This is a genomic window from Nostoc sp. UIC 10607 (assembly GCF_047228265.1).
Taxonomy (GTDB): domain Bacteria; phylum Cyanobacteriota; class Cyanobacteriia; order Cyanobacteriales; family Nostocaceae; genus Nostoc; species Nostoc foliaceum_A.
Map to the genome: position 1 here is coordinate 217,428 of NZ_JBIQNW010000007.1, position 16,725 is coordinate 234,152.

Genomic DNA, 16,725 nt, shown 5'->3' on the forward strand with positions numbered 1-16,725 from the left:
CCAAGTATTTCAAAGGCAACCCGAAGCAAGCAAGTTATGTTTTAGAGAATGGTTTTCAGTAATTTCTCTCGCGCAGTTTCATCTTTGAGACGGGCAAAGAATTCTCAAATTTACCTAATTAGGTAACAAGCATTTTAGTGAATAAAGCTTTACAAACCAAACTCTAGCTTCAATTGTGTAACCCAAGCTTTGATTCTTTCCTCTGTTAAATCGGATTGATTATCTTCATCAAGGGCAAGACCTACAAATTTACCATCACGAACAGCTTTAGACTCGCTGAATTCATAACCTTCTGTAGGCCAATAGCCAACTGTTTCAGCACCATTTTCTGAAATTTTTTCCTCTAGAATACCGAGTGCATCTTGAAATGTATCTGGATAACCAACCTGGTCTCCAGGACCAAAATAAGCAACTTTTTTGCCCGTGAAGTCAATGTTATCTAACTCATCATAAAAATCTTCCCAATCACTTTGCAATTCTCCAACATTCCAAGTAGGACAACCAACAATGATATAGTCGTAGTTATTAAAATCACTTGGTTCAGCTTGTGAAACATCATTTAACGTTACAACGCTATCACCACCAAACTCCTTCTGAATTATTTCTGATTCAGTTTGGGTATTGCCTGTTTGAGTACCAAAAAATAAACCAATATTAGACATTTGTACTCCTTTTACAGCAGTGTGCTTGATGGCTGGTTAAATTGAAAGTAGGTGGCTTGAATGCTGACTAAAAAATATGTACTAAAAATTATTTCCTAACCAACGATTTTTGCCATCGTTAGCAACCTCCTTCAAAGATTAAGATAAAAAATTGAGAGTTTGGATTCAGGACAAGTTGAACAAATGCCAATCGCCAAATTAGTGATGAGTGAGGAGCAGGGGCTAGTAAGTCAAAAGGTAAAAGTAAAAAGAAAAGAATTAAGAATTAAGAATTAAATTTCAAGACTCCATCAGTTCTCTTTTGCCTTTTGCGCTTCGGGTGACGCTCCTAACGTCGCTAACGCCACTTGCTTTATGCAGGTGCTCCCGTCCACCGCAGTGGCTCACCTTTTTAGTTTTGACTTCATCTTGGGGAGTAGGAGAAGCAGAGGGAGCAAAGAGAAAGTTTTAGTAATTTTTACTACCTGAATAGCTCTGAATACACTTGTTTCTTTCTCTCTCTCCCACTCTCCGTGTCTTTTCTCCTGCCTTATGGTTTGAGTACAACTTTGATACAGTTTTCCTTCTTGTCTTTGAAAATTTCGTAACCTCGGGGTGCTTCATCTAACGGTAGACGATGGGTGATCACGAATGATGGATCGATCCTGCCATTTTGAATGTGATCGAGTAATGTGTTTAAGTACTTATGAACGTGCGTTTGTCCCATTTTGAATACTAAGGCTTTGTTCATGGCAGCACCCATAGGTATTTTGTCTACAACGCCGACATAAACACCAGGAATTGACACGTGACCGCCTTTGCGACAGTCCATCATCACTTGCCGCAGCACATGGGGGCGGTCTGTTTCCAGACGCACTGCTTGCTTGACTTCGTCGTATACTCCTTCTAGACCCGTGCCGTGTGCTTCCAACCCCACAGCATCAATACAAGCATCTGGGCCGCGTCCACCTGTCATTTCTTTGAGGGCTTCACTAACATTTACTTCCTCATAGTTAAGGATTTCTGCCTTGCCTTGATCTTTAGCCATCTGTAGGCGTTCGGGAATTCGATCGATAGCGATGACTCGTTCAGCACCAAGTAGATAAGCACTTCTTATTGTGAATTGTGCGACTGGGCCACACCCCCAGACTGCGACAATATCACCGGGCTGAATATTACAGTTATCTGCCGCCATATATCCGGTGGGGAAGATATCTGTTAGAAACACTACTTGTTCGTCTGTTAGTCCATCAGGAATCTTAAACAAACCAGTATCGGCAAAGGGAACACGGGCATATTCAGCTTGACCACCAGCGTAGCCACCTAGCATATGAGAGTAGCCAAAAATACCAGAGGGTGAATAACCCATGAATTTTTCTGCTAACCAAGCGTTTGGGTTAGAATTATCGCACAATGACCAGAAGTCATGTTGACAGTACCAGCAGTTACCACAGGCGATAGGGAATGGTACAACCACGCGATCGCCTATATTTAAATTTTTGACGGCACTGCCTATTTCAACGACTTCCCCCATCATTTCATGACCCAGGATATCGCCCTTTTCCATTGTGGGGACGTAGCCGTTATAAAGGTGTAAATCAGAACCGCAAATTGCTGTTGTCGTGATTTTAATAACAGCATCACGCGGATTAATGATTTTTGGATCGGGTACTGTTTCCACCCGTACATCGTTGGCACCGTTCCAGCAAACTGCTTTCATAGCCATTAGTCCTTTGTCGGTAGTTAGTGGTCAGTTGTCAGTGGTTATTTTCCTTGTCTCCTCTGCTCCTCTCAGTCCCCAACTCAAGGCTGTAACCTAACTTTTATGCAGTGCTCTTTTCTTTGGTTGAACAGCTCGAAGCCATGCTTGGCTTCTGTTAGGGGTAAGTGATGCGTGAACACAGCAGATGGATCGACTTCGCCCTTCAATACGCGATCGCCTTTTTTCAATTTCTTGACTTCATTGCCAATATCAACGATTTCTCCCATAAACTCGTGACCAATAATGTCACCCGGTTCCATCGTCGGGATGTAGCCATTGTAGATATGCAAGTCAGAACCGCAGATGGTTGCTGATGTAACTTTGAGGATGGCATCGCGGGGGTTAATTATTTTTGGGTCTGGCACTGTTTCCACCCGCACATCGTTAGTGCCGTACCAACAAACATTTCATAGCAATATTTATTAACCTCGCGGTTGACCTTCTGTTGTGGCAATCTCGCCTGCTTCCATCAGCATTCTGAAGCCGCGTAAATCTTCTTTAATTTGCAGTTCTGGGTCTTCGCCAAATAATTTAGCGATGTCTATGACGGGCTTCGCCAACGCAGCCCCAATTTCACCCCCAGGCGGGGTAAATTCTCGGACTGTTTTTACCTCAGTACCACGATTCCCAGGTGCTGGCTTGAAGTGGACGCGACCAGAGGTTTCAATTGCTGCGCCTTCAACCGAAGTCCAGGCAATCAATTCGTTTTCTCGGTCTTCGGTAATGACTACATCCCACTCAACGCTTTCATTTAAGAATCCTTTGCTAATCCAGTGCGTTCGCGTAGCGTGTCCGGAGGACTCTCGCTTTTCGTCGTGTACCCTCACCTGTTTGAGATGCTTGATGAAGCGTGGCAAGTTATCAAAGTTACGCCAAAAGCGATAAAGTTCCTCTACTGGTTTGTTAATGGTTAAAGTCTTTTCAACTTTGACCCGTTGGTTCATGACCGTACTCATGACCATTGCCTCTTGTGCTTGCTATATGTCTTTTAATTATCAAAGTTGGGACAAATTGATTTGTTCTAACTCTTCTATTGCTTAGAGTTATAGTTAAAAAAAAATTACTTATATTCTTTCAATAGTCTTAGGTTTTCAATAAATTGATACGACAAAAGTAGTAATTGGCAGTTCTTAAGGGGGAACGAAATACCCTGAAATGGATATAGGGCAATCAGTGTAGCAACTTATGGTAAAACAAAAATAGCATTCATTCGCAATAAGCTCTGTTTAATGATAATAGTACCTGAATTCTATGAAACACACCTCAAGCGAGAATTGGGACGCACCGAATATTTATTACTAAAACTCCTGATTAATTTATTACAATCTATTAAAACTGTCAGCATAGAATCATTGGCTACTGCTTTACCTTTGCCAATACTCTTTGAAAGTAGAAGGAAGAGAATTCAGCGATTTTTATCTTTAAACTACATCAATATTGAAGAAATTTGGTTTCCAATTATTAGGAGCTAGCTAGAAATAAATTTGGCTCTCCCAGGCTTGGGTTGATAAATTAACACTAAAAAATGGCTAAAACGATTGATATAACAAGGTTTGTCTAAAATAGAATCAAAGATTTAATAAAAATTTACTTTGTTCCTCTTGAATCCCAGACAATGTAAGGATTTAACCTGATATCAAGTATTAATTTTTTATAGCTAGTCTAGCAGAGCCATAAATTTTTCCTTCACCGAAGTTGTTTATGTGGTTATAGCTCGAACTAATTAGGGACGTATTAATCTGTTAATGATTAGTGTAGTTTGGGGCAGACAATCAGGCAAGGATACGACCGTCTTGTAGCTGCATTGTCGTTTGGCAATCAGGTGGTTTTATTAAATCGTTCATGAGATTCCTCTTCTAGCAAAACGGCTTGGTGTCATGGTTGCGGTTTTAGTCTGGTAAATCTTTTTCATGATTGTGATTCCTGCACTTCAGTAAATTCAGGTTTGAGTTTAATAGACTTGTCCGAAATATTAACTTAGGAAAAGAAAAATGGTAAAACGTTGAATTGAGTGTATACCATTTTTCAAACTTAGTTATGGTTTTTTATTATATCCAAAAGTATCCATTAAGAACAAAACAAATTTTAGGGATTAGTTACGAACAATTACAATCACTACTAAATTGTGCGAGCAAACGTCACCAGGAAATTAAAATTCAGCAAGAAAGCCGAAAAATAAGAATTAATGCGGCTGGTGGAGGTCGCAAAGAATTGTTATCAATCCAAGAACAAGTTTGTTTATGCTTATTTTATTTAAGACAGATGCCGACATTTCAAGTATTAGGAATGTTGTTTGGGGTTTCAAAAACGGAAGCCAATGATACATTTCACGACTGGATAGCAATTCTGAGAGATATTTTACCCTCTAGTTTATTAGAACAAGTCTCAAATAATAAGAGCGATTTACTATTTGTTCAAGAAGTATTAACTAATTTTAGGCTATTGTTCGATAGCCTAGAACAGCCAATATATAGACATTCTGACCAAAAAGAACAACAAAAATATTTTTCTGGTAAGAAAAGACAACATACTTTGAAAAGCCAAATGATTGGGATGCCAGAAGGAAAAGATATTGTTGAGGTAGAAGTAGGTGTTCCTGGGCCAACAGCAGATATAAAATTGTTTCGTCAATCTCAGCAAAAATTTGATAAATCTCAACCTTTTTCAGGTAATAAAGGATTTCAAGGTGGCGAAAACATCACTACACCTCATAAAAGAAAACTGAAACGAGAACTGACTCAACAGCAAAAAGATGAAAACAAGTTTTAGTAATATCGATTTCTCCGGCACATCGCATTCCGTATTTGTTGAGATAAGCATAGATAGCGTCTTGAGTTTCCTTTCCACCATTAAACTTAACCAATTCATCCAAAAAGCTATCATCTTTTACTTGTTGTAAATAATCAATTACTTCAGGATAAGGACGAATCACATCTGCGACATCCAATAGTTCCAGACCCATAAACGAAGTAATATTGTTGGGTACAGATTGAGAAAGCGTGTCTGCTACGTTTTTTTCATCTAACCACTCCTGCATTTTTTCATTGATCCACGATGAAGCATTCATAGCAGTCATAATCACGCCAAAACTTTGTGGATCGGATAAACTCTTCTTTAATTTCTGGATATCTTCTTGAATAAAATCGAATAAATCCGCTCCTGATTTCGTCTGGATGTTCTGTTTTAACTCGTCTATCGATGTTTGACTACGCCCAATAAAATCAGAAACGATCGCCGGATCGTATTCGGTCAGCGTTTGAAAATCCAAAGACGATGCACCCTTATTGCTGTTACCGGAACTTTGTTCTTGCTTGTCATCTGGTAACAATTTTATGAAATCTCCCCGATCTAGTATGGTCATAAGTGCGTCCCTTATTAGCGGATCGGATTTTCCCAAAACATCTACTACAATTTTTCTTCTAACAGGTGAAACCAGATCAGGTGTGATATCAACAAACAAGCGTCCACCAGCTTTATACATGGATCGAGCAGCTGTTAACCCAAATAAAGACAATCCCAATGGTTTGATGGGATCAGTCATCATTTGTTGATGACCGACAGATACATAAACGTGATTTTGGCGATCGTTTGCTTCCGGAATGGGATATAAAGTAGTGATGGGGCGACTCTGGACAATATGAAATGTATCATCAACCAAACACCATTCGATGTCCTGGGGGTGTCCGAAATGTTCTTCAATCTTCCTACCAATGCGCTCAAGCTGTAAAATCTGCTCGTCTGTTAGCGCTTGTATATTCTGCCGATGTTGCTCAATCTCCTGTTCTTTTGTACCGCCATCTTTTAAGGCGTAAATAGCCAGTTTCTTAATAGATATCTTTTTATCGATCACCTTGCCGTCACATACTTTATAGATATCAGCATTCACCAGACCTCTGACCAAGGCTTCACCAAGTCCGAAGCTGGCATCAATAGATAACACCTTCCGATTAGAAGTGACAGGATCGGCAGTAAACAAAATTCCTGCCACCTGCGGGAAGACCATCTTCTGAACAACCACAGACAGGTGGACTTGACGGTGGTCGAAGCCGTTTTGGAGGCGGTAAATTACTGCTCTCTCGGTAAATAGCGATGCCCAGCACTTGCTGATATGCTGATAGATTGCGTCCTTGCCAATAATGTTCAAATACGTATCCTGCTGGCCGGCAAAAGAGGCTGTTGGTAAATCCTCAGCAGTTGCGCTGGATCTTACTGCATAGGCATTTTTTTCTCCAAGCTTGGAGAGAAGGCGGGCGATCTCTTCATTAATATCTTGAGGGATGGTTATCCTTTCAATGAAAGAGCGAATCTCACTGCTAAGTTCACCAATTTTATGTCGGTCTTCCACCTTCAGAAGCGATAAACGAGCGAGTAATTCGTTAATCGACGACGTTTCCCCAATGATTCTTTTAAAAGCTTCAGTAGAAATACAAAAGCCATCTGGTACGTAAATTCCTTCAATCTTGGTAAGTTCCCCCAGGTTCGCGCCTTTACCCCCAACAACCTTGAGTTTTGTTTTGTCAATATCTTGAAAACAAAGGACAAATGAACTCATCAGTTTTCCTCCTTTGGCAATTCATAGTACGGTTGCAATCAGCGGCGGCAAACAGCCTTTGCATCACAACCAGGATCTTCAACAGTCCGCTGCATTGCAATTGTTAGGCAGATCCACTCACACCGCCTTTGTGTACTTCATAGCGCAACTCGGCCATGCCAGCACCCATCTGATGAACAGACACTAGGCGCAGAACTGGGCTTAACACTCTGCGAGGGAATAGCGGCTTACCCTTGCCGAGGGTGGCTGAGCCAACCTGGATGATCAGCTCATCCAGTAAACCAGCATCGTAGAACTGACCAGCCAAATCTCCGCCTCCAACTATCCAGATGTTTTTAGTGCCAGCAGCAGCTCGCATTTGGGTGTGGACGTGCTGCACATCTCCATTGACGAATCGGATGTTCGCACCTTCGATTATGGGAAGCTTGCGACTAGAGAATATCCAGGCTGGCTGAGTGTATGGCCACGCAAAGCCAGTCTCAGTGGCAACCTTTTGGGCGTTGCTTATCATCCACTCATAAGTTGCCGATCCCATTGCCAACGCACCCACATCTGAAATGAACTCTGGATAGCTGGAGTCATTCAGGTCGCCAAGCGGAAACAGCCAATCTAGTGAGTCATTCTCAGTCGCAATGAAGCCATCAAGACTTGTCGCTGTAAAGTACTGAGTTTTCATTTTTGTATGCAACTCCTAAATATGACTTCAAGTGCATAACGGTGTCCATCACCTGCCGCAGATCGCCTTTGTATCATAACCGATCGACTCTCGGCGGTCGGTGTGCATGGGCGTTGTTATACGGCGTTCACGTTGGCGTAGCCTCTCGTAGAGAAGTGTGCCGTACCCCTGCGGGGAAGCAAGCTACGCGGAGCGTCTTTGACAGGAGAAGGTATCGCTCACTAGCTGCCGCTACCGCGATAGTGACACAACAGGGCTATTTGAAAATTTTTGAAAACAGGATAGTAGCGGAGGCGTTAGCATTCATTTCCAATTTAAGATTGTTATTTTTTACACGGACTTACGTCCAAATAAAGAAGAGAAAGCACTATAGCTAACGCTCAAATCCTTAAAAAGTAACTCTCACATAGGAGATAAAAATTATGGCTACTAGAACCAAAAAAGTTAGTTTAATTGATGACAACGCAATGGGTATTTACAAAATTGCTGACTACAACGAGCGTAAGTTTAAAGTAGTCTACTACGAGCTACAAGAAACCTGGGGTAAAACTATTCAAGCGCAGTCACAGACTAACTGGAATAAAACACAATGGGATACTTTTAAAGCCAGATTTATTGCTACATTCGGCTCAGTCGAAAACCCCAAATATAGTGTACAACAAATGGTTGACTATTCCATTAAGCACTTCAACAAAGGCTTAGAAGAATTACTCGAAGTCAACAAACGTACTTGGCTACAACGCGAACGTTTATTAGCAAAATAATCACAAATCATCTGATTTTACAGAAAATCTCGCTCATACAGAGTGGGATTTATTTTTTTGACTAATGCTGACGCAGCTAAAAGCGAAACACTCATCAAGAAAACAACTATGGCTGCTAATAAATCTACTAAAGCTCAAGCTGCTACAGTCGATGATTCAACAATGGAGCAATTCAAGATAGAATCATTCGACGTGCGTAAATACAACACAATTTTCTATTCAATTCGTGACCTTTACGGACGTGAATCACAACGGCAACTGGGGTCTGACAATTTCGATTGGAAAGCTTTTAAGCTTCAGTTTGAAATTTGTTTTGGTCGTCCTGAAGATTGTCGTTACACCACAGAACAATTATTGAATTTCGCCAAATACAAATTCAACATGAGTTTGGAAGACTTGTTAGCTTATAACCGTAAATCATGGGAACTCCGCAAAAGACGAGAACAACAATATGCAGGCATGGAGCAAATTAACTCTGTAATTCAACACATTCCAGAAATTACCAATTCTCATGTTGATTGCTACCAAATGCTAGAGCAACAACCATACTAAAATCTTAAAGAATCAGTTAGAAAGTACTACTTTATACAGCACTCATTCTAGCTGATTCTTCTTTTACTACATTGATTTTTGTCTAAACCTGTCAAACATTCTCGTTTACAGCAATAAAGGTACTAGGCCGCTCACAAGGCGTAAAGTTATACTTACGTTTGACTTCTTCACCTGCATTATTTGTATTATCTTCAACAGATTTAGTTAGCGGTACAACCTCAGAGCGTATATAACCAGTTAACTTATCAAACTGAATAATCATGTGCTGGTGAAAAGCCCAAACATCCGCCATCCGATTGCCCATACCAGAAGATATTTCATCAGGTATAAAAATATTAGCGTGCCAGGATACTTTCATCCCCTCTTTCTGGAAGTAAGCATCTATTTCAGGACGAATGTAATCCGCAGTTCCTCCGCAAAATACTAGTTCTTCAATATCCTCATCCATCTTTGAGCGCAACCACCTGGCGATCGCACGCCAATATTCGTCTCTAGCAAGTAATAAAGCTTTGGACATCAACTCTCCATCAAGTTGAATCTCATCACCTTTGCGCTTCCGTGAGAGTTTTTGCATCACCTGGGGGTCACAACTGGCTCCAGCTTCTATCAGTACCTCAATAATATTGGAATTATCAGGGCTTAGTCCCGATGTTTTGGAAATCAAATTATTTACTAACCAAGACATACCAAAATTGCTGGTTATTCCTGCGCCAATCGAACCACTCCGAAAGGTGAAAATACTCGCGTTGCGATAACCAAGCATTACGTACATCGAAACAGGTAGGCGAACGCTTGGCGATCGCCTACGGTGGAAAAATATTCCACTACCCTCAGAAGCTGCATCATAACGAAGCATTTTCACCCGCATCTTACCTGCTGGTGTATCAAACCCCCGAAATGTATCCTTCAAGCGAGTTTGTAACTGTTCCTTGTCTTGCACTTCACCCGGCGGCAGCAGGACACTCAAGTAAGCGGCAACATCATTACCCAGGTTTAACTTCTCCTTAGCCAGCCAAAATGCTCCGCAAATTTTGGGGATTGCTAGTTCGTATTTTAACTCCCTCAGTTGCGATATACCCCCAAAACGACGACGGGCAAGTTCTCCCAAGGCGAAATACTCATCGCCTATCCCTACCCAAGCACGAGATTCAGGACTACCTTCAGGTTGGACACTTTCAACTGAGGCTTTAGCAACATCCGCTACTTCTGAATCTAAAAGTAAAACAACAGGTTTTCCCTCTGGATACTCCTGAACGATAGCCTTAGTTTTACTTGCACCCATATCAATCGTAATTACTACCTTTTTTACGTCTGTTTTCTCCTTAGTTTTGGGCATATCTTTATATTTTATTAATTTTTACTATAGTTCCTAATTTAACTGAAATAGGAATAATGCTGTATGGCAAAACATTTTCTTTACAGGGGTTAACAGGTTTTTTACATACAAAGTAAGTAGAGAAAAAACTATTACGATCATTTTCTTCTCTAACACTAATACCAAACCAAAACTGTAGATTCTAAGTAAATTGATGTATTAAAAATTTCTTCAACACACGCTGGTTAAATTACCTCCTATACCATGACCAAATTACCCCAATCACACCCTAATTCTGTATCAACTAAGAGTTGAATTAGAAAATAATATTTGTCTTTGGCTTGTCAAATAAACAATGTAATTATAATTATTGTACCCAGTATTACCTCAATCATCCCCACATTTACCTCACTAAAAGCACCACAATTGGGCAGTCTTGTACAATAACAAGGTATGTCCAATGGGGTTTATTACAAATTTGCTTTGCTGCAAAATTGTTGATTGCAACTTTTACAAATGAAATATCATGAAGGCAATTGCACCTCCGGAGTTAGAATGCGATCGCCTCTCCAGTTCGGTCAAATACTGTTAATGCACTCGATCACAAGCTTTGACCAAGTATATGGCTGAAATTGTTTAATCGAAACTTTGAGTAATGCAGATGCTTGGGTAAAAACTTCTTCTCAATGTGCCTTGTGAAGAGGTACAAAGCACTTCGTAGCAACAGTGCCTGCGGCGGGCGTAGCGATCGCACTCTAAAAAATACTGCCCACAACAACAAACAGGACAAGGGAGGGAATTACGTGAATATCACAAGCGAAGGCAAAGACTACGCCTTTCTCTAACACCTAACAGCCATTCCTGATAATCCCTTCACTCCAGACGAAATCCTGCATCAACTTCTATTTCTGCCTTAGCAATTGGGTCATCCTCATCATCATTAAAGAATGCATCATCTTCAGAATCTTGTTCCAAAATATTTGATCCGGCTGGTTCTGTGATAACAGATAACGAGTCAGGACTTAGCTCAGTGGAATCAAAAAAAGAAACCGAAGGAGGAACCAAATTAGCTGAAACAGGAGTTACTCCCACACCATTAGTTCCAATTGTTGGTTGTAAGCCAATCACACCCTGCGAGAAAATTCCACTATGAGGATTAACAAGAACTACCTGGGGTAGTCCCTCCATCCCAAATGTCCGTTTCATCTTAATTATCTGGGCTTCAAGTTGCGCGATCGCATCATTGAGGGCCAATTGCAATTCCATACCAGACACTCCGGCAGCCGATAGCGCAAACGGCAGGTAATAAGCCCGCAGCGCCTCACATACTAACTCGGTTTGCCCTCGCTTCTTCGACTGGAGATAGCTAATTACTATCCCATCCTCAGTATCCTTATTCCGCATGATTCGCGCCAACTCAACAGAATCAGCAGGCTTACTCGCTCTTGCCATACCTTTACTTCTATATAATCTGCAAACCAAGCTTTTCAGTAAGCTATTTGTCAATACTCTTACTTTAACCACACTGTAGAAGAACTTACCCCCGTATTTACTCCTAACTACCCCAATTCACACACTAATTACCCCAATCAATTGAAAATTAGGTCTAATTTTAAAAAAAAAATATGTTGTTAACTGATAAATAAACTCTTACAATTCCCATGATTGAGGTATTCTGAGGGCAAATTGACCCAACTATTTCAGCATTACTTCAAACATCAATCGTCTTGCAACAAAACTCTACAACCCTCTCTGCATATGAATTTATATCAGTCCCGTTCCACAATAAACCATTGCTGTTGTCGCACAATCCAGAACTAAAACAAGGTATGTTCAATGGGGTCATTTTATCCTTTTATTATTCGCAATAAATTAGATTAATTGACAATATATTCAATACAATCGTTTATCATGTAGTTCTAAATAAATACTACTTCCGTTTTATATTTACTTTTTGATGATCATGTATGGTAAATGACCCCGTAAAGCGAACTAAATCTATCAAGGTATACCTCTTTGAAGAAGAGAAAACTACAATTGAGGAAAAAGCGATCGCCACAGGGGTAACTGCATCTGAGTATTTACGTTCCTGTGGATTAAGGCGGGTACTAACGGCAAAACCGTCTGCCGACTTGATAACTATCCGCGCTACTGCTGGAAACCTCAAAAGCGAACTGATGATGTTATCTCACTTAGCGAAAGAAACAAACAACCAGCAAATTTTGGATACTGTTAATAAGGCGATCGCACTTGTAGATCAGACCATCGCAGCTGCATTTAACCTAGACGTTCCAGATAAATCACCCTCAAGCCAAGATAAATAAAGCATTACAAGTTCTATAGCCCCCACTTTCAACTGTCTCAACTTGATTCCCGTCATCTACAAAAAACCCAATTTTCTCGACACGCTCAAGTATGTCTTGGGGAAAGATGATGCTGCGATTGTCGATACTAATATGATGGGAACAAGGCCAGATGAATTTAACCAGCAGTTTCTCACCATCAAGTACACCAACAAAGCAGTTAAACGGCAGTGCGCTCACCTCATCATCTCAATCGCACACCGCACAAACTACCACGAGCATTTATCCAACAGTCAGTACAGTTATGTAGCAAGAGAATATCTCAAAGATATGGGATACTTGCCCAAGGAAGAATCATCTTTAGCAGCTACCAGTCAGTTTGTGGCAGTACGCCACCACGATCGCAACCACGAACACCTGCACATAATCGCCTCCCGGATTCGGTTAGATGGCAGCTTAGTTAATGATTCCTATGATTATTTCAACTCCCAAGTCTCAACTAGACGCATCGCGGCAGAACTAGGATTGGAAGTAACACCGACAACAAATGAAGCCGTCGCCTCTAGGTTAGAGCAAGAGTACGGAATAATTACACTCACCAGCCCCAACCGCTCAAAAAGCATTAGAGCAGTCAACAGTAAGCACAAAACTCCAACCAGTAAGGACATTATTCGCCAAGCAATAGGAGAAGCCATTAAGGATAGTCCCACCGTCTCTACGTTCATTGAACGCCTAGAGGAAAATAACATTGGAGTATTGCCTAAGATGCAGGGGGAAGAACTACTAGGCTTTACCTACATTCATAATGATATCAAAATTGCTGGTTATCAAGTATACAAACCTTATAGCTGGAACAAACTGCGGTCTGAATATGGAATCATGTACGACCCAGATAAAGATAAAGAAGTAATTCAACAAGCTAAAGCCAGAGCAGTTAACCGCATAAATAGCAAAATGCCAAGTAATAATAATTACCTACATAGTGATAAACCTACTGGCAGCAGTGCAAGTGATAGCAATGGCGATACCGATAGTGACTCCAAAACACTTGTTAGTACATATACACTAAACAGTAATTATCCAAGTGAGATTCCAGTAATACAATCCAAATTGGAAGACAACCCCACATTGAAAGCAAATAACACTAAGAAAAAAGTTCAGCCACATCCCCAAAAACAGTACCCACAACAGGATATTTCAGAAGAAAACGGTCTCGCTGCTAAACAATTCCTGGAAGAGCAATCTTCCCCTGTTCCTCCTTCTCTTAACCTTCTGCCTTCTACTCTCAAACATTTGCCTTCTATAATCACTGACTATATGCTTGTTACCAATAACTTCCGTATCAAAGGACGGGAGTTGAGTGCCAGCTTAGATAGCAATACTCTGAGTGTCTACCGTCATGGGGATAATACTCCTGTGATGCAAACCTGCTACAGTCAGAGAACTTGGTACGAAGAGATACCAACTCGACTAACAACAAACGAAATTGAGCAGCTTGAAAGTTTGCGTTTCTTTACGCAACAAGTATTAATGAATAAACAGCGATCGCAAAGAGGTATTGAGCAGTAGTAAATCTGTTGGTAGAGAAAACTTAACCCACAGTGCCATCCGACTGTGGGTAAAAAGCCGTTAGGAATTACTATAGTTTTTACGAAGTGTTCAAATTTGAATAGTTCGTAAAGACCGTTGCCAATTTACGAGGGTTTAACGCCTGTAGAAACGGGATGAATACGACCATTGAACAGGAGATGGGTAAGGCGGGCACAAGAATTTTATCCCCAATTTGCTGGTTCACGAGTTTGAAGGACTTCTGTATAGTCAGCCACAAGTATTTGTTGCATAGTTCGAGGCAAGTGTGGTCAGTATTTTGCAAGCCGAGCGTAACGCCTTTCCTTCACCTGAGCATATAAATGATAATCCGCTAATAGCACCATCAAAACGCATTTGCAATTGTTGCATTGGATACAATAAACCACTGCATGGTGCGCTGCTTGCGATTGATATTGGTTTGGATACGATACGTCAGGAAGTATCCGAATTGTGGGACAAAATTTAAAGTTCCAGTTCTGTGGGTAGATGGTTGGTGTCAGCGATGTTTTATGACATTTACGGAGATGGGGAAGTAGCAGAAAAGTCTTTGATATTCTAGGGTGTATTTGTACTTAACTGTCAATAGAAAAAATTTTTTGTTACTTGCAGAATTTTAATGATGTTTTTGGATAGATGATTACACTGCCACAGCCACTCCAATGGCACAACAAATAAATTCAGAAGCTAATGCACTACCGTAAACTTAACTGTGCCATTATAGAGCGTGCAAAACCAAGTTGCTATCTCCAAATAACACTCTCTTCCCAAGGATAATTGATCTATGGATGAAAAAGAAAAGCAGCTATCTTCTGAGCCACGCCAAGAGTCTACTGCGGCAGGACAGAAGGAAAATCTGGAAAATCTGGAGGATGTGGTTCTAGATGCTCAGAGGCACGCTCCTGGAAGTAAAGAGCAAAATGACCTTGTTACAAGGTTGATTGGCAAGCTTCATAAACCTGGTAAGCTCCAAAAGCCTAAGAATCCGTATCAATTGTCCTCCAATTCTTTCAATGAAATTCATGAGGTAGCAAAACAGGAGTTTCATTTAGAGTTGGTTGAACAAATTCAAGCTAAAAAGTATGACCCTGAAAAGGGAGAAGTCCTTAATTGGGCTAGGTTTCATCAGAAGAAAAAATTTCAAAATGCCCAAAATGATTACTTAAAAATTTATTCCATACAGGAAAAAGGCAAAAAAAAGAAAATACAAGTTTTGTCACTTAATAATCCTGTAATCAGTTCTCAATCAGGTGATGGTGACGAATTTGGGATATCGCACTTAGAACGCATACCCCAAACTTTTGATGATGAAGTAAATCCTCTTCCATCACAAGAATTGGTAGAATTGATTAAGGAAGACCCTGAAAAAATTTTTAGTAGCAAATTTGTGAAAAATTATCCAGAGGCTAATTTCAGAAAAATCTTCTTACTCAGACACGATGGGTATGAATGGGATGAAATAGCATCTTTTTTGGAGATCAAAAAGGGAACCATCAGCAGTTTTTACTCTCGTTGTCAAGAAGATTTTGCTTCCATTTTTAGGAAATACTTGCAGCAATGACTGAGATAGTTGCCTAAATTAAATTCTGTTATTTCCAGTTAAGTAGTTTCAAATCTCCTAGCATGAATGGAGATTAATTATGAAAAAATCCCTATAAATGAAGGAAGAGCGACTCCATGCTTACTTAAATCTAATTAACTCGCTCCTAAGTTGTCCTAGCGGTAAAGAAATAGAGATTCTTAACGCTAACCAAGACCTAATTGATACTGCCTTGGTAGAGACAATGGTTCAGGTCGCAAATGTCCTGGTAGAGCGAGGCGACCAGAATAATGCTGATTTTTTAATCGATTTTGTTCGTCAGTTGTCTGAGGCTTTGGGATTATCCAAAAATGTTCAGACAATGACTACTATTGACAGAAACGAGTCAGAGATAGCAACTTCAGAAAACTCTCTCGATTTTTTGTTAGAAGTATTACAAGCAACTAATGAAAGCAATGGTAATCCGCAAGTAATTTTTCCACTTTTAGCAGCCAATTTGGAAAAAATAGATGAAAAATTTGCTTATTTATTAGAACAGTGGGCTACTACTACTTTTGTAGAAATAGAACCTAAAGAAGCTGAGTTTATAGCAATAACTATTATGGGATTTAGTAATTTAATTCAGCAGTATCCTCTGGGCAATAAAGCTATAAATCTAGAAATTGCAATTTCTGGCTATAGAACAGCATTAACTTTTTTTAATTGCGAAAAAGCTCCAATAGAATGGGCAGTTATTCAAAATAATCTCGGTAATGTTTATCTAAACAGAATTCTGGGTGAAAAAGCAGAGAATTTAGAACTAGCCATCCAAGCCCATACAAGAGCGTTGGAAATAAGAACCTACAACGCAAACTCTGAAGCTTGGGCAAACACACAAAATAATCTGGGTAATGCTCACCTGAATAGAATTTTGGGTGATAGAGCAGAAAATTTAGAACGAGCCATCGCTGCCTACACTAGTGCATTATCTGTTTTTACCTCTACTACACATCCTGAAGCTTGGGCAAACACACAAAATAATCTGGGTAATGCT

General features: G+C 40.3%; 16 protein-coding genes and 2 pseudogenes. 10 read left to right on the forward strand and 8 right to left on the reverse strand.

Annotation, left to right across the window (positions count from 1 at the left end; translation table 11 throughout):
* Positions 1-149: 149 nt before the first annotated feature.
* From fldA to ACEYW6_RS09635, 4 genes and pseudogenes are all read right to left on the reverse strand, one after another.
* The gene (gene fldA / locus ACEYW6_RS09620; protein ID WP_062296341.1) at positions 150-662 is read right to left on the reverse strand and encodes a flavodoxin FldA; all 513 of its coding nucleotides are present in this window, start codon (positions 660-662) and stop codon (positions 150-152) included.
* Between the two features lie 529 nt (positions 663-1,191).
* Positions 1,192-2,361 carry a zinc-dependent alcohol dehydrogenase gene (locus ACEYW6_RS09625; protein WP_062298554.1) on the reverse strand — a complete coding sequence of 390 codons (1,170 nt, stop codon included), beginning with the start codon at positions 2,359-2,361 and terminating at the stop codon, positions 1,192-1,194.
* Positions 2,362-2,567: 206 nt separating this feature from the next.
* A pseudogene (locus tag ACEYW6_RS09630) lies at positions 2,568-2,783 on the reverse strand (alcohol dehydrogenase catalytic domain-containing protein); the annotation flags it as partial.
* Positions 2,784-2,825: 42 nt separating this feature from the next.
* Positions 2,826-3,347, reverse strand: coding sequence for an SRPBCC family protein (locus tag ACEYW6_RS09635; protein WP_412979521.1), 522 nt, complete (start codon positions 3,345-3,347; stop codon positions 2,826-2,828).
* 291 nt (positions 3,348-3,638) lie between these two features.
* On the opposite strand from ACEYW6_RS09635, the pseudogene ACEYW6_RS09640 reads away from it, so the two are divergent.
* Together ACEYW6_RS09640 and ACEYW6_RS09645 are read left to right on the forward strand one after the other, a co-directional pair.
* Positions 3,639-3,872: pseudogene (locus ACEYW6_RS09640) on the forward strand (IS4 family transposase); the annotation flags it as partial.
* 568 nt (positions 3,873-4,440) lie between these two features.
* Complete coding sequence (locus ACEYW6_RS09645; RefSeq protein WP_011316731.1) at positions 4,441-5,172, forward strand: transposase family protein; 732 nt, start codon at positions 4,441-4,443, stop codon at positions 5,170-5,172.
* Here the strand turns inward: ACEYW6_RS09645 and ppsA are convergent.
* Together ppsA and ACEYW6_RS09655 are read right to left on the reverse strand one after the other, a co-directional pair.
* Positions 5,105-6,955 carry a phosphoenolpyruvate synthase gene (gene ppsA, locus ACEYW6_RS09650; protein ID WP_412979522.1) on the reverse strand — a complete coding sequence of 617 codons (1,851 nt, stop codon included), beginning with the start codon at positions 6,953-6,955 and terminating at the stop codon, positions 5,105-5,107. The genes ACEYW6_RS09645 and ppsA overlap by 68 nt on opposite strands.
* Positions 6,956-7,058: 103 nt before the next feature.
* Positions 7,059-7,631 (reverse strand): dihydrofolate reductase family protein, encoded by a 573-nt coding sequence (locus ACEYW6_RS09655; protein ID WP_412979523.1) that lies wholly within the window; start codon positions 7,629-7,631, stop codon positions 7,059-7,061.
* A gap of 422 nt (positions 7,632-8,053) precedes the next feature.
* Here ACEYW6_RS09655 and ACEYW6_RS09660 point away from each other — a divergent pair, with 422 nt between their 5' ends.
* Entirely contained in the window at positions 8,054-8,395 is a 342-nt protein-coding gene (locus tag ACEYW6_RS09660; protein WP_412979524.1) for a hypothetical protein, read from the forward strand.
* Positions 8,396-8,452: 57 nt separating this feature from the next.
* Positions 8,453-8,947 carry a hypothetical protein gene (locus tag ACEYW6_RS09665; RefSeq protein ID WP_412979525.1) on the forward strand — a complete coding sequence of 165 codons (495 nt, stop codon included), beginning with the start codon at positions 8,453-8,455 and terminating at the stop codon, positions 8,945-8,947.
* Positions 8,948-9,038: 91 nt separating this feature from the next.
* Here the strand turns inward: ACEYW6_RS09665 and ACEYW6_RS09670 are convergent, their stop codons facing one another.
* Positions 9,039-10,283 carry a ParM/StbA family protein gene (locus ACEYW6_RS09670; protein WP_412979526.1) on the reverse strand — a complete coding sequence of 415 codons (1,245 nt, stop codon included), beginning with the start codon at positions 10,281-10,283 and terminating at the stop codon, positions 9,039-9,041.
* 674 nt (positions 10,284-10,957) lie between these two features.
* On the opposite strand from ACEYW6_RS09670, the gene ACEYW6_RS09675 reads away from it, so the two are divergent.
* Positions 10,958-11,107, forward strand: coding sequence for a hypothetical protein (locus tag ACEYW6_RS09675; protein WP_185564193.1), 150 nt, complete (start codon positions 10,958-10,960; stop codon positions 11,105-11,107).
* Between the two features lie 28 nt (positions 11,108-11,135).
* Here ACEYW6_RS09675 and ACEYW6_RS09680 read toward each other — a convergent pair whose 3' ends face one another.
* Positions 11,136-11,714, reverse strand: a complete 579-nt coding sequence (locus ACEYW6_RS09680) for a hypothetical protein (RefSeq protein WP_412979527.1) — start codon at positions 11,712-11,714, stop codon at positions 11,136-11,138.
* A gap of 515 nt (positions 11,715-12,229) precedes the next feature.
* Here ACEYW6_RS09680 and ACEYW6_RS09685 point away from each other — a divergent pair.
* From ACEYW6_RS09685 to ACEYW6_RS09705, 5 genes are all read left to right on the forward strand, one after another.
* Complete coding sequence (locus ACEYW6_RS09685) at positions 12,230-12,586, forward strand: plasmid mobilization protein (protein WP_412979528.1); 357 nt, start codon at positions 12,230-12,232, stop codon at positions 12,584-12,586.
* A 42-nt stretch (positions 12,587-12,628) separates the two neighbouring features.
* A complete protein-coding gene (locus ACEYW6_RS09690) occupies positions 12,629-14,134 on the forward strand; it encodes a relaxase/mobilization nuclease domain-containing protein (RefSeq protein WP_412979529.1) in 1,506 nt (501 codons plus the stop codon).
* 286 nt (positions 14,135-14,420) lie between these two features.
* Positions 14,421-14,621 carry a DUF4276 family protein gene (locus ACEYW6_RS09695; protein WP_412979530.1) on the forward strand — a complete coding sequence of 67 codons (201 nt, stop codon included), beginning with the start codon at positions 14,421-14,423 and terminating at the stop codon, positions 14,619-14,621.
* Between the two features lie 315 nt (positions 14,622-14,936).
* Positions 14,937-15,713, forward strand: a complete 777-nt coding sequence (locus tag ACEYW6_RS09700; protein WP_412979531.1) for a hypothetical protein — start codon at positions 14,937-14,939, stop codon at positions 15,711-15,713.
* 97 nt (positions 15,714-15,810) lie between these two features.
* A partial coding sequence (locus tag ACEYW6_RS09705; protein WP_412979532.1) for a tetratricopeptide repeat protein occupies positions 15,811-16,725 on the forward strand: 915 nt, incomplete at its 3' end.

Excerpts from the sequence above, each read along its gene's own strand:
- fldA (WP_062296341.1), bottom strand. The coding sequence starts at position 662 with ATGTCTAATATTGGTTTATTTTTTGGTACTCAAACAGGCAATACCCAA.
- ACEYW6_RS09625 (WP_062298554.1), bottom strand. The coding sequence starts at position 2,361 with ATGAAAGCAGTTTGCTGGAACGGTGCCAACGATGTACGGGTGGAAACA.
- ACEYW6_RS09635 (WP_412979521.1), bottom strand. The coding sequence starts at position 3,347 with ATGAACCAACGGGTCAAAGTTGAAAAGACTTTAACCATTAACAAACCA.
- ACEYW6_RS09645 (WP_011316731.1), top strand. The coding sequence starts at position 4,441 with ATGGTTTTTTATTATATCCAAAAGTATCCATTAAGAACAAAACAAATT.
- ppsA (WP_412979522.1), bottom strand. The coding sequence starts at position 6,955 with ATGAGTTCATTTGTCCTTTGTTTTCAAGATATTGACAAAACAAAACTC.
- ACEYW6_RS09655 (WP_412979523.1), bottom strand. The coding sequence starts at position 7,631 with ATGAAAACTCAGTACTTTACAGCGACAAGTCTTGATGGCTTCATTGCG.
- ACEYW6_RS09660 (WP_412979524.1), top strand. The coding sequence starts at position 8,054 with ATGGCTACTAGAACCAAAAAAGTTAGTTTAATTGATGACAACGCAATG.
- ACEYW6_RS09670 (WP_412979526.1), bottom strand. The coding sequence starts at position 10,283 with ATGCCCAAAACTAAGGAGAAAACAGACGTAAAAAAGGTAGTAATTACG.
- ACEYW6_RS09680 (WP_412979527.1), bottom strand. The coding sequence starts at position 11,714 with ATGGCAAGAGCGAGTAAGCCTGCTGATTCTGTTGAGTTGGCGCGAATC.
- ACEYW6_RS09685 (WP_412979528.1), top strand. The coding sequence starts at position 12,230 with ATGGTAAATGACCCCGTAAAGCGAACTAAATCTATCAAGGTATACCTC.
- ACEYW6_RS09700 (WP_412979531.1), top strand. The coding sequence starts at position 14,937 with ATGGATGAAAAAGAAAAGCAGCTATCTTCTGAGCCACGCCAAGAGTCT.